The sequence below is a fragment of the Sporolactobacillus sp. PKPK-6 genome (assembly GCF_056678885.1).
Genome location: NZ_JBWXPA010000001.1, coordinates 1,163,644 through 1,176,739, shown reverse-complemented (window position 1 = coordinate 1,176,739; position 13,096 = coordinate 1,163,644). Strand labels below are relative to the sequence as shown.

Here is a 13,096-nt window from a genome sequence, read left to right as displayed (position 1 = left end):
TGAATGACTATTGATTTCTCGGCGGCTCCGTCGCCAAGTTATGTTGTTGATGAACGCCTGCTTGTGAAGAACTTAGAGCTTTTAAAGCAGCTTCAGGACCGCACCGGCTGCAAGGTTTTACTCGCCCAGAAGGCATTCTCGATGTATGCCTTTTATCCGCTCATCGGTCGCTATCTTAGCGGTGTAGCCTCCAGCTCGTTATACGAGGCAAGACTTGGACGCGAGGAAATGGATAAGGAAGTCCATATCTACTCACCGGCTTATGACGAAAAGGATTTTGCCGATATTCTTAAGGTCAGTGACCATATTGTTTTTAATTCGTTCAGCCAATGGGCACGATTCAAGGACCAAGTAAAAGCATCGCCGCGCCGGATTCAATGCGGGATGCGTGTCAATCCGGAGTATTCGGAAGTTGAGACTGGACTATACGATCCCTGTGCTCCATTTTCGCGCATGGGCGTTACGGAAGCAAACTTTGAACCTGACGCTTTGGATGGTCTTGACGGGCTGCATTTTCATACTTTGTGCGAGCAAAATTCGGACGCGCTCGAACATACACTTGAAGCAGTGGAGCGCAAATTCGGCAAGTACCTTAAGAGAATGAAATGGATTAATTTCGGCGGTGGACATCATATTACACGCGCGGACTATGATATGGATCGCCTTGCTCGATGCATTACGTCGATTCAAGAAAAATATGATCTTGATGTTTATCTTGAACCGGGAGAAGCTGTTGCCTTGAATACAGGCTACCTTGTCTCCACCGTACTCGATGTTTTCGAAAACGGCATGCCGATTGCGATTCTGGATACATCGGCGACCTGCCATATGCCCGATGTGTTGGAAATGCCTTATCGTCCTGAAATTATTGATGCCGGAAAACCGGGGGAGCGAGCGCATACGTATCGACTCGGCGGGCCAACCTGTCTCGCCGGTGACGTGATCGGCGATTATTCTTTTGACCATCCGCTTCAGGTCGGTGATCGTCTCGTGTTCTGCGATATGGCGATCTATTCCATGGTTAAAAACAATACGTTTAACGGGATTGCACTGCCTGCCATTGCTTCGTACAACGATACAGAAGGCATTCATGTGATTAAGCAATTCAATTACGAAAATTTTAAAACAAGACTTTCATAATAGAGAGTATTTAATTCAAGGAGAGGCTCATGAAAAACCGTTGGTTTTTCATGAGCCTCTCCTTTATATAGGGTTTCTGTTAGAAAATGTTGCAAGAGAGTGCAGAAATCGACAGAATTTTGCTATACTTAGCGTTAAGGGTTAGACTTCCGTAAAGTTGCACCTTCAGACAAAGACAACAGAGCCATTACTGCGAGTCGTAAAAAATCGCTCCTAAAGGGGGAACGAAACAACTGAGAAACACATTGTACCATAATTGTTCTGAACATTGGCACGATTGGAGGGCAGCCGCCCATGGTTCTCGTTTGTCAGAGTGCCATACGTCAAGCTGCTTGCCAAATGCCGATTATATTTGTGGAATTGAGAGATCGGTAAACGCATTTTTAATAAAATAAACAGACTTTCGTCCTAAGAAAAGAGGTATAATCAATGGATAATGAGAGCGCAATTGAGCTGCTCAAGAACTTATTAAAAATCAACACGACGAACCCTCCGGGAAATGAGGCTGAGGCTGTTGCCCTGATTCGGCCTTTATTTGAAGCGGCGGGTATTGATACTGAAGTTGTTGCATACAGCGGAAAGCGTCACCAGTTAATTGCGACATTAGAAGGTGCAGAACCAGGAAAAACGTTGGCCTTTACCGGGCATATGGATGTTGTACCGGTAGGAGAAATTCCATGGGATTATTCTCCGTTCGGTGCTGAAGAGGCAGATGGAAAGATTTATGGACGCGGTGCTTCAGATATGAAGAGCGGCCTTGCGGCAATGATTGCAGCGATGATTCAATTGAAGGAGGAGGGTGCGTCAATAAAAGGAACACTTAAATTCATTGCGACTGTCGGTGAAGAAACCTCCTCGATCGGAGCGGAGCAGCTGGTTAAAGGCGGTTACGCAGATGATCTTGATGCAGTGCTGATCGGCGAACCGACCGATAATGAGCTCTCAATCGCGGAAAAGGGAGCATTGTGGGTTCGATTGACTACATTTGGCAAAACTGGACACGGATCAACGCCGAGCTGCGGAATTAACGCTAACGAGCACATGATTGCGATCCTCTCAAAATTTCAATCTGAATTTCAATTCGACTATGAAGCAGACGATCTGCTCAGTGAGCCGACCTCCAGCATAGATGTTATGCACGGCGGAAATGGAACGAACGTCATTCCGGACAAATGCACCGTGGAAATCGATATGCGGACACTGCCTTCACAAAATCATAAAGAAATCATCGCTGCAATAGAGTCTTTAATTAATACAGTTAAAAATGATATTCCTGAATTAAATGCGACAATCGACATTCTCAATGATATGCATCCGGTCAAAACACCGAAGGATGATGACTTTGTGCAACGGCTTGTGAAAGTCATTGAGGAAGTACGTGGGAAAAAAGTTGAGCCGTATGGTTTTTCCGGATATACCGATGGTGCATTCTTCTCTCAAGTCGAAAAAACCTTTCCGATCACCGTTGTCGGACCAGGCTATCCTCCGGTCGCGCATCAGCCGAATGAGTATGTTGAGCGTGAACCATATTTTGATTCAATTAAGATCTATAAGAAAATTGCTCTTGATTTCCTTAACTGACAGGGATTGTCTAAAGATGAATAAAGGGATCCGTTCCAGATCTTTTACCGCTGGCGATTTGACGGTGCGCCGAGGATGAATTCACGAGATGACATGCGTTCAGGAGTTATTTATACATTCTTTGCCTTCTCGATTTGGGGTTTCCTCACGCTCTATTGGAAATGGCTGGGGTCTGTTCCATCAAGTGAGGTACTTGCTCACCGCATCATTTGGGCATTTGTTTTTATGGTAGTTATGATCCTGATTCGCAAGAAATTTAACGATTTGATCGTTCAAAGCAAATGGCTGCTGAAGCAGCCGAAGCAGCTGATCATTGTCATCGCAAGCTCGTTATCAATCAGTGCTAATTGGATCATTTATATCTGGGCTGTTGCCAATGAACATGTAATTGAAGCAAGTCTCGGTCTCTACATTATCCCACTGGTCAGCATGCTGATGGGCATTCTCTTTTTAAGTGAAAGACCGGGGAATAAAGGGATCTTTTCTATTTTTCTCGCAGCTGCTGGTGTCCTTGTGATGGCATTCAGCTATGGGCATGTACCTTGGCTGGCATTGTCGCTTGCCGCGACTTCCGGTGTCTATAGTCTCAGCAAGAAATTCGTTCTCTTTGAAGCATACGTCGGCATGACCATCGAAACGCTGGTGGTTGTTCCGTTTGCATTGATCTTTCTCATCGTTCGTGGCATTCAAATACCACAATCCATAAGCGTCTTTTCTCAACCAACAGGACTGTTGCTCATTGGCGCCGGTGTGCTTACTGCGCTTCCACTGATTTGGTTTGCCGAAGGTGCGAAACGTATTCCATTAACAATGATTGGCTTTTTCCAATACATGACACCATCGGCTGCTTTCCTTATTGGCCTTTTTGTTTTTCACGAACCGATGGATCGGATTCAGATCGTATCCTTTATTTTCATATGGCTGTCCATTGCGGTCTATGCATGGAACGAAATGGCTAAAGGATCGAATAGACGTGTGGATCGATCTTCCACTATATAGCGGCGCAGCTGCTCATTCGTTGACAAGCATGAATGTATATTGGACAATAAATATACCTTTATTTTTTTATTATGATAATTGTTTCTTCTTATATTTGATGAACAAGTAGGGCGGTGGTTTTATCAACGCGGAATTAGAAAGGTATAAAGATTTGGTCGATTTTCTGGGAGAAGTGCTTGGAGATGATACTGAAATTATTCTTCATGATGTGACGGATCTCGAGAATTCGATTGTAGCGATTAGTGAAACCAATTTAAGTGGACGCGAAATAGGTTCTCCGGTTACCAATTTGATTCTTAAAATGCTTAAAGAAGGCAGATCGCAAAACAAATCGTTCATCACAAATTATGAAGGCGTAGCCAAAGACGGCACGATTTTGCGTTCGTCGACTTTCTTTATTCGTAATGAAAAAGATGAGATCATCGGCATGCTCTGTATTAACGTTGATTATAAAAAAATGGAACGAGTTATAGACTATCTAAGTAAGTTTATCGGTGTCCGCAAACCGGAAGAAAAGAAGAGCTTGCCGACTGTTGAACATTTAAGCCCGTCCATTGAAGATCTTGCCAAGGCAAGTATTAAAGAAATTGTCGGCGGCGTGAATATACCGCCGGAGCGAATGTCTCAAGAAGAACGCTTGGAAATCATTGAGAAACTGAATGAAAACGGAATCTTCCTGCTAAAGGGGATTGTCAGCATTGTTGCTGAGGAACTCTGCACTTCGGAAGCATCGATCTACCGCTATCTGAGCAAGGTTAAAAAAGTGCACGGCAGTGTGTGAAAAAATAGTGAAAGAACCGGTCCTGAATAAACTGCCCCATAAATTGGACAACAAGATCCAAATTTTGGGGATCAGATCAGGATACCGGTTCTTTTTGTTCTTGGAAGAAAAAAGAAGTGAAGATTTTAATGGATTTTCTGAACAGTAGTCGGAAGATGCTCAAGAACCCGTAAGATGTGCGGATGTCTGGACTTGTAACGAATCGAGAAAAAGTCGTAACGAAATCATGAAAAGTTGAAACGAATGAAGTTCGGTAACGAGATAATAATAGGTGCGGTTCGCTTTCACTTTTATAGGTTTGGCTTTAAACTCTGGGGTTTCGCTTTAATTTTTAATGGATTAGCTCTAAGCTTTCCGCCATTAGTTTTCACTTTTCTCGGGTCCGCATTAGCTTGCAATGTTGCTGCCGTTCATGTCGCTTTCATATACCTCGCAGTTCGTCTTTCTTGCCCACTACTTCATTTCTTTATCGTATAAAAAATGCCTGAAAGACCGGTTTCCGATCTTTCAGGCATTTTCTGTTTGAACCAGATGAGATTATAAATCTGTGACCTTCTTTAACATATCAACCGCTAAATTTGCGAAGAATTTGGCACTTGGGAGAATTGCTGTTTCATCGATAATCAAGTCGGGATGATGCAATCCGGAATTTCCGGAGACACCCATGAAGAAGAAGGCACCGGGAATCTTTTTCATATATTCGGCAAAGTCTTCACCGGCAGACGAAGGAATCGGTGTGATGACATTCAAACCTGATGCTTTAGCGGTATCGACCGCCCAATTCGCCAGTTTCTCGTTATTGATTGTTGCCGGTCCAAGCTTCGTGTAGTGCAAGGTACCTTTTGCACCAAGTCCTGCGGCAACTCCTTCAACAACTCGCTGCATTTTAGCAGGGATCTGGTCGCGTACATGTTCTTGGAACGTGCGCACAGTGCCTTCCATCTGAGACGTTTGCGGAATGACGTTCCAAGTGTTTCCGGCTTCCAGACGTGTGACACTGATTACGGCATTATCCAAAGGCGAAATATTTCGAGCAACAATAGATTGAAGCGCGGTCATGATGTGCGCTGCAACGAGAATAGAATCAATTCCTTTTTCTGGTGCTGCAGCATGAGTTCCAGTCCCTTCAACATCGATGGTGAATTTATCAACAGCGGCCATCAGGGCACCTGGCTTGATACCGATGGTTCCCGTTGGAATATGCGGCATATCGTGCATACCGAAGATGGCTTGTACATCGTCAAGGACACCGGTTTCCAATACTTTTACTGCACCACCGCCATTTTCTTCAGCAGGTTGGAAAATGATTTTAACAGTTCCCTCAAGCTCATCTTTACGTTCATTGAGCAGCAAGGTTGCGCCGAGAATCGATACCGTGTGAAAATCGTGACCGCAGGCGTGCATTTTGCCCGGAACTTTGGAAGCGAAAGGAAGTCCGGTTGTCTCTTGGATGGGTAAGGCGTCGATATCCGTACGCAGACAAATGACCGGACCCGGTTTTTCTCCGCGAATAACTGCGAGTACTCCGGTTTCCAGCGGTAAATCCAGCATTTCCACACCGGCTTCGGACAACCAGCCTTTCAGTGCCTCGGTTGTTTCATATTCTTCAAAGGACAACTCGGGATTTGCATGCAGCTGATGGCGGCATGCAATCAGCTTCTGTTCTAATTCTTTTTCTTCGAGAGTTTTAGTCAATGGTAAGTCCCCTTTATACGGTTTCGTTTATTAGTCCGTTAAAGCCGCAGGATGCGGTTCTAAGCAAAAAATAAGTAGTTAGGGTAATACAGAGGGTGAAGCTTCCGCGATGCCTGAGAATGCGAGTGCGGTCAATAGAACCGTTTGTGCACCGATATAGGCATTTTTTGGATTATAAAATTCTTCCAAAGTATGCATACCGCCGCATTCACCGCCTCCGCCAAGAGTGAGCGCGGGAATGTCTAAATGGATGGCAACATTGGAATCGGTGCTCATCGGCAGCAGTTTCGGTTCAAGGTCAAAATCTTGAATGACAGCCATTGCGGTTTGAACCGCCGGAGCGTCTTTCATTTGAGCTCCGGCCGGGCGGTCTCCGACAAGCCGGATTACTGCTTTAATCAATTCTCCTTTTTTCCAACGCGCATTCTCTTCTTCAACCGCTTGATGGATACAGGCAAGCGCCTTATTCTCCAGCTCCAGCAGCGCTTCCTGCGAAATCGAACGCATGTCCAATCCCATTTCCGCATTCTGTGCAATCGAATTGATCGATGTGCCGCCGCTGACTGTACCCACAGTGAATGTAGTTACCGGATTGTCAGGAACCTGAATCTCACTTATTTTTGCAATAGCTCGTCCGAGTGCGTGAATGGCACTTGGAATGCCGAAGTTTCCGAAGCTGTGTCCGCCCGGTCCTGTAAATGTAATCGAATAACGATGGCTGCCGACTGCAGTCGCCGTGATTCGATCGGGACTGCCGGGCTCAACGGAGATGAAACCGCCAATGTCTCTACGTGTTTTAAAGAGTGCTTTGACGCCGCGCAAGTCTCCCAGACCTTCTTCTCCAACGGTGGCAACAAAAAGGAGTGTACGCTGCGGCTTAATTCCGGATGCACTCAATGCACGAATAAGAGTCAAGAGTACGGCAAGACCACGGCCGTCATCAGAGATGCCTGGAGCGTACACAATGCCATCTTTGATGATGGGTTTAATTTGTGTTCCTTCGGAAAAAACCGTATCAAGATGAGCGGAAACAACGATTTTCTTTGCATCCGAATTACCTTGAATCAATCCCATGACATTTCCTTCATCGTCCGTATGTACATCTGTCAAGCCGAGTGTTTGAAAACGATGAACCATCCAGGCTGCCTTTTTAGATTCTTTGAACGGCGGCGCAGGAATCGATGTCAACTCGATTTGTTCTGTGGTGGTCCTGTCATTGTCCGAAGCGAGATACGTCAATGCATCATTAACGGAGGGAAGTGCCCGCAAGTCGCAAACGATTTTGCTGAAGTTCGGTGATTGATTCTGACCATCCATAACTACTCACCCCTGAAAGAATAATAGAAAAATTAATGAGTCAGAAGATGCCTGACTTTCTTTATTAGAATACACTATTTAAATAATTTATAGTATTTCTTATTGTCAAATCATAAATAATTTATTATTATTGTAATAAATTCTATCATATCTCTCCGAATTAAAGCTCGTTATTCAAAAAAAAGTGAAAAATAATTCATTGTAGTCATAATAATGACTGATGTGTTAGGATTCTTAACGCATATTTGTAAAAACATTTTATCATTTTAATAATTTTTTTGACTAATTGCTTTGCGTCATTTATAATTGCTTTATAGTTTTTGTGAATTCTGAAAATAATTTATAGTTTCATTGTTTTAACTTGTTACTATTCGTAATTAATTCATAGCAGGGGGTCAGAAAATGAACACTTCATGGTCTGACGATTTGGAAAAATCATTCAATTCAATGGTGGAGTGGCGAAGATTTCTTCACCAGCATCCGGAACTCTCATATCACGAGACAGAAACATCGGCGTTTATTTTAGAAAAGCTTAAAAGCTTTGGCATCACCGATATTAAGACTCATGTCGGCGGTTACGGAATTGTTGCAAGAATTCATGGAACAAAACCGGGATTGTCTGTCGCTTTGCGCGCGGATTTCGATGCACTTCCGATCAATGAAGAAACCGATGTTTCTTACAAATCGAACGTACCGAATGTGATGCATGCATGTGGACATGACGGACACACATCCACTCTGCTTGGGGTTGCGAAAGTTATCCAAGAGCATCGAGATGAACTCGCCGGCGACGTTGTGTTGCTGCACCAGCCAGCTGAAGAATTTCCGCCGGGAGGAGCTCAGGCAATGATTAAAGATGGTTGCCTGGATGATGTGGACTTGGTCTTTGGAACACATCTATGGAGTACGGTACCTTATGGCACGATTGGCTACCGTAAAGGCTATTTCATGGCAGCAGCCGATTATATAAAAATTGAAATTCAAGGCAAGGGTGGACACGGATCCGCACCGCACATTTCAATTGACTCTGTTGCAGTGGCCGCTCAAGTTGTCAATCAGCTGCAAATGATTGTCAGCAGGGAAGTCGATCCGCAAAAAGCAGCAGTCGTAACGATTGGAAAATTCAATGCGGGCGTTGCTCCGAATGTAATCGCAGATACGGCGACACTTGAAGGAACTGTTCGAACTTTTGATCCGGAGGTTCGCGAAAAAATAAAGAAGGAATTAGATTCTATCGTTGAAAATGTTTGTGCTGCGTATCATGCACAAGGTCATGTCGACTATCATGACGGCTACCCGGCGGTTTACAATCACGAAAAAGAGACCGATGTTTTCAAAACGGCAATGGATGAGACATTCGGTGAAGGTACAGCCGTTGAAATCGCTCCGCAAATGGGCGGCGAAGACTTTTCAAGCTTCCTGCTGAAAAAACCGGGTATGTTTTGGTTTTCCGGAGCAGGCAATCCGGAAGTGGGAGCCAGCTATCCGCATCATCATCCGAAATTCAATTTTGATGAACGCGTGATGCTGGTAGCCGGAAAAGCATTCCTGTCGCTGGTTGATAAATATCTATGTGCGAAGGAAACGCCACAATTAACCGACAATGCGGCTGCCGTAAAATAACTGAGGAGGGACAACGTTTTGAGTGAACTCTTAAAGGTAGACAAAATTAAAACCGAATTTCAAACGGAAAAAGGTCCCGTTACTTCCGTTGACGAAGTGAGTTTCGATTTAAATGAAGGAGAAACGATCTGCCTTGTCGGCGAGTCAGGTTGCGGGAAGTCAGTGACCTCACTTTCGATCATGCATCTCCTGGATCGAAACGGCTCAGTAACTGAGGGCTCTATCCTTTTCAACGGCAAGGATATCGCACATGCAACTGAATCAGACATGCGAAAAATCCGCGGGAATGATATTTCCATGATTTTTCAAGAACCGATGACGTCACTCAACCCTGTCCTTACTATCGGCGATCAGCTGACTGAAGGTATCAAGCTGCATATGAAGCTTTCAAAGAGTGAAGCAAAAAAATATGCGGTAGAAATGTTGAAAAAAGTAGGTATTCCAAGAGCTGAAGGAATTATTGATGAGTATCCGCATAAGCTGTCCGGCGGTATGAGGCAGCGTGTCATGATTGCCATGGCGCTCAGCTGCCGCCCGAAGCTGCTGATCGCTGATGAACCAACGACAGCGCTCGATGTGACGATTCAGGCTCAGATTTTGAAACTAATGAAAAATTTGCGTGAAGACTCGAATACCGCAATTATCTTGATTACTCATGACCTAGGTGTTGTAGCTGAGATGGCGGATAAAGTTGCGGTCATGTACGCGGGTCAGGTTGTTGAGGAAACGGATGTTTATACCCTTTTTGACAACCCGAAACATCCGTACACACTGGGATTGATGAAATCCATTCCGCACATCACCAATCCGGACGATATGCGTTTGAACTCCATCCCGGGTTCCGTACCGAGTGTTCATAATATGCCGAAGGGCTGCCGTTTCTATGACCGTTGTCCGCACGCAATGAAGCGCTGCTTGGAAGAAAAGCCTGAACTTAAGCCAATTGAGGACAAGCAGGCTCACAGCATTCGATGCTTCTTATATGAAAAAGAAGAGCAAGAATATGAAACGAAGCATGCAGAAAAGGAAGTGAGTTCATAACATGCCATCCGTTGAAAAAAAAGAGCCGTTGCTCCAAGTCAAGAATTTAAAAAAGTATTATCCAATTAAGAAAGGCGTTATCTCAAGAACAGTCGGCTACGTAAAAGCAGTCGATGATGTAAGCTTCGACATTTATCCGGGCGAAACGATGGGTCTGGTTGGCGAATCCGGATGCGGAAAATCCACGACCGGACGCTCGCTGGTTCGTTTGGAAGACCCGACAGCCGGACAAGTTTTATTTCAGGGCAAGGATTTAGCGAGTATCTCGCATAAGGAAATGCGGAAGCTGAGAACCGATCTGCAAATCATTTTTCAGGATCCATATTCCTCATTAAATCCGAGAAAACGCGTCGGCGACTTGCTTGCTGAACCACTGATCGCCCATAAGTTGGCGACCAAAAGCGAGGCAGACAAAAAGGTGAATGAAATTCTGGAAATTGTCGGTCTCTCGAAACAATATAAAAACCGTTACCCCCATCAATTTTCCGGCGGACAGCGGCAAAGAATCGGGATTGCCCGTGCCTTGATGCTGCATCCGAAGCTGATCATTTGTGATGAACCGGTTTCTGCTCTTGATGTTTCCATCCAAGCTCAGGTATTGAATCTGCTTAAAGATCTTCAAAAAGAGCTCAATCTGACTTATGTGTTTATTGCACACGGACTTGGCGCTGTAAAGTACATAAGCGACCGGATCACTGTCATGTATTTGGGAAAAGTTATGGAGCTTGCGACTACACGAGAAATATTTGAACATCCGAAACATCCTTACACGGAAATCTTGCTTAACGCTTATCCAATTCCGAATCCGCATATGCGCGATCGGAATCAGATGGTTGTCGAAGGCGATGTTCCGAGTCCGGCGAATCCGCCGAAGGGCTGCGTGTTCCATACACGCTGTCCGTTCGCAAAAGATATCTGCCGCGAAAAAGTGCCCGCGCTCACAGGAAAAGATCATCTCGTTGCTTGTCATTTTCCGCTTGAGCCAGTAAATGCATGAAAGGAGGACTTTAAGTGTTTCAATACATCATTAGGCGAATTTTAATCGCTATTCCCGTGCTTTTTGGGGTAACCGTACTGAACTTTTTCATTATTAATCTTGCTCCAGGAAATCCCGTGGATATGATGGTCAATCCTTCCGCAACACCGGAGCAGCTTGCTGCCACCAAGCATGCGCTTGGTTTGGATCAGCCGGTTTGGGTGCAATATTGGAATTGGCTTACTCAGTTGTTTCATGGTAATTTGGGCTTTTCCTATTCAACACGTGAACCCGTAACGCAGATTTTGCTTGCTCATGTAGGTCCTACGGTCATGTTGATGGGTGTGTCACTAATTGTCGGCTATCTCATTGCCATTCCACTCGGTATCCTTTGCGCGCGAAAGCAAAATTCTTGGATTGATTATCTTGTTACCGGTTTTTCATTTTTCGGCATTTCAGTTCCTCACTTTTTCTTAGGACTCGGCGTTATTTATGTATTTGCCAGCAAACTGTTGCTGTTCCCAACGGGTAGCATGAATACTCTTGGCGGAGACGGAGGGTTGATGGATACGATTAATCACCTCGTTCTTCCGGTTCTGGTCCTTGCAACAGGAATCGCTGGAAACATGGTGCGCTATGTTCGTTCCAGTATGCTGGACGTCCTCGGCAAAGATTATCTGAGAACAGCGAAGGCTAAGGGACTTTCACAGTTTATAATTACGAATAAGCATGCGCTGAGAAACTCATTGATTCCTATTATTACTGTAATTGGAATTGATATTCCGATGCTGATCGGCGGTGCGATTGTTACCGAGCAGGTCTTCCAATGGCCGGGACTTGGGCTGCTCACGATCCAATCAATTACTTCTCGGGATTACTCGACACTGATGGCGATCAACTTGCTTGCAGCATTAACCGTACTTGTTGCTAACCTGCTGACAGATATTCTGTATGCCGTCGCCGACCCAAGAATCAGGTATGACTAAGGAGGAGCGGAAGAGATGGCTATGAAATTAAACCCGAATAAAAATGTTCCGGAAGCAGACGGCCTTGCGACTTCCGAACAAATGATTGCAAAGCTTGGAGATGAAGAAAGTTATCTGCATATGGTCAGCCGGCGCTTCTTTAAACATCGGCTCGCTTTTATCGGACTAATTGTCTTTCTGTTAATTATCCTTATTGCTGCGCTGGCTCCTGTGATCGCGCCTCATGATCCAAATAAGATTTTTAATGAATTTGAGGCCGCACCATCAGCAACACACATATTAGGTACCGACCCCGTCGGGCGCGACGTGATGAGCCGCTTGATCTATGGCGCTCAAGTATCCATCTCTGTTGGGATTGGAGCTGTGGCCATTTATGTTGCAATTGGTATTGTTTTAGGACTTGTTGCCGGTTATTTCGGCAAATGGATCGACATGATTATTATGCGGCTCACCGATATCTTCATGTCTTTTCCATACTTCATGGTTATTCTTGTCTTGGTTAGTATTATAGGACCTAGCCTTTTCAATATTACCATCGTTATTGGTCTTCTCGGTTGGCCCGCTATTGCCCGCTTGGTCAGGGGCAGTGTGCTCTCTATAAAAGAAATGGACTACGTAAAGGCAGGTGTTGCACTCGGCTATTCAACGCCGAAGATCCTATTCCAGCACATTCTTCCGAATGCGCTGGCGCCAATCCTAGTTAACGCCACATTCGGCGTTGCGTCGGCCATTATCATGGAGGCGTCATTAAGCTTCCTTGGAATGGGCGTTCGTCCGCCGGCGGCGAGCTGGGGAAATATGCTCACACAGGCGGAATCGATTACCGTGCTTTCATCGCAGCCTTGGCTGTGGATTCCGCCGGGCATGATGATTTTACTTGCCGTGCTATCGGTTAACTTTATCGGTGACGGCCTCCGTGATGCAATTGAGTCACAGAACGCAAAATAAGAAACAATA

General features: G+C 45.0%; 11 protein-coding genes. 9 read left to right on the top strand and 2 right to left on the bottom strand.

Going from position 1 to position 13,096, the window contains the following annotated elements; all coding sequences use genetic code 11:
• Nucleotides 1-3 precede the first annotated feature (3 nt).
• The 4 genes from nspC (at nt 4) to AC1MBV_RS05645 (ending at nt 4,501) form a co-directional block, all read left to right on the top strand.
• A complete protein-coding gene (nspC, locus tag AC1MBV_RS05660; protein WP_255748497.1) occupies nt 4-1,140 on the top strand; it encodes a carboxynorspermidine decarboxylase in 1,137 nt (378 codons plus the stop codon).
• A gap of 429 nt (nt 1,141-1,569) precedes the next feature.
• Complete coding sequence (locus AC1MBV_RS05655) at nt 1,570-2,721, top strand: M20 family metallopeptidase (RefSeq protein WP_255748498.1); 1,152 nt, start codon at nt 1,570-1,572, stop codon at nt 2,719-2,721.
• Nucleotides 2,722-2,796: 75 nt separating this feature from the next.
• Nucleotides 2,797-3,720 (top strand): EamA family transporter RarD, encoded by a 924-nt coding sequence (gene rarD / locus AC1MBV_RS05650; RefSeq protein WP_255748499.1) that lies wholly within the window; start codon nt 2,797-2,799, stop codon nt 3,718-3,720.
• A gap of 121 nt (nt 3,721-3,841) precedes the next feature.
• Nucleotides 3,842-4,501 (top strand): helix-turn-helix transcriptional regulator, encoded by a 660-nt coding sequence (locus AC1MBV_RS05645; protein WP_255748517.1) that lies wholly within the window; start codon nt 3,842-3,844, stop codon nt 4,499-4,501.
• A 537-nt stretch (nt 4,502-5,038) separates the two neighbouring features.
• On the opposite strand, the gene AC1MBV_RS05640 is transcribed toward AC1MBV_RS05645, so the two are convergent.
• Both AC1MBV_RS05640 and AC1MBV_RS05635 read right to left on the bottom strand, forming a co-directional pair.
• Nucleotides 5,039-6,196, bottom strand: a complete 1,158-nt coding sequence (locus tag AC1MBV_RS05640) for an amidohydrolase (RefSeq protein ID WP_480947780.1) — start codon at nt 6,194-6,196, stop codon at nt 5,039-5,041.
• 78 nt (nt 6,197-6,274) lie between these two features.
• Entirely contained in the window at nt 6,275-7,513 is a 1,239-nt protein-coding gene (locus tag AC1MBV_RS05635) for a M20/M25/M40 family metallo-hydrolase (RefSeq protein ID WP_480947779.1), read from the bottom strand.
• 402 nt (nt 7,514-7,915) lie between these two features.
• Here AC1MBV_RS05635 and AC1MBV_RS05630 point away from each other — a divergent pair, with 402 nt between their 5' ends.
• From AC1MBV_RS05630 to opp4C, 5 genes are read left to right on the top strand one after another with little or no spacing between them, the layout of a single operon-like run.
• Nucleotides 7,916-9,136: a M20 metallopeptidase family protein gene (locus AC1MBV_RS05630; RefSeq protein ID WP_255748502.1), complete on the top strand. Its 1,221-nt coding sequence runs from the start codon at nt 7,916-7,918 to the stop codon at nt 9,134-9,136.
• A gap of 18 nt (nt 9,137-9,154) precedes the next feature.
• Nucleotides 9,155-10,177 carry an ABC transporter ATP-binding protein gene (locus AC1MBV_RS05625; RefSeq protein WP_255748503.1) on the top strand — a complete coding sequence of 341 codons (1,023 nt, stop codon included), beginning with the start codon at nt 9,155-9,157 and terminating at the stop codon, nt 10,175-10,177.
• 1 nt (nt 10,178) lies between these two features.
• Nucleotides 10,179-11,174, top strand: a complete 996-nt coding sequence (locus tag AC1MBV_RS05620; protein ID WP_480947778.1) for an ABC transporter ATP-binding protein — start codon at nt 10,179-10,181, stop codon at nt 11,172-11,174.
• A 14-nt stretch (nt 11,175-11,188) separates the two neighbouring features.
• A complete protein-coding gene (locus tag AC1MBV_RS05615; protein ID WP_255748505.1) occupies nt 11,189-12,139 on the top strand; it encodes an ABC transporter permease in 951 nt (316 codons plus the stop codon).
• Between the two features lie 15 nt (nt 12,140-12,154).
• Nucleotides 12,155-13,087: an oligopeptide ABC transporter permease gene (gene opp4C, locus AC1MBV_RS05610; protein ID WP_255748506.1), complete on the top strand. Its 933-nt coding sequence runs from the start codon at nt 12,155-12,157 to the stop codon at nt 13,085-13,087.
• Nucleotides 13,088-13,096 lie beyond the last annotated feature (9 nt).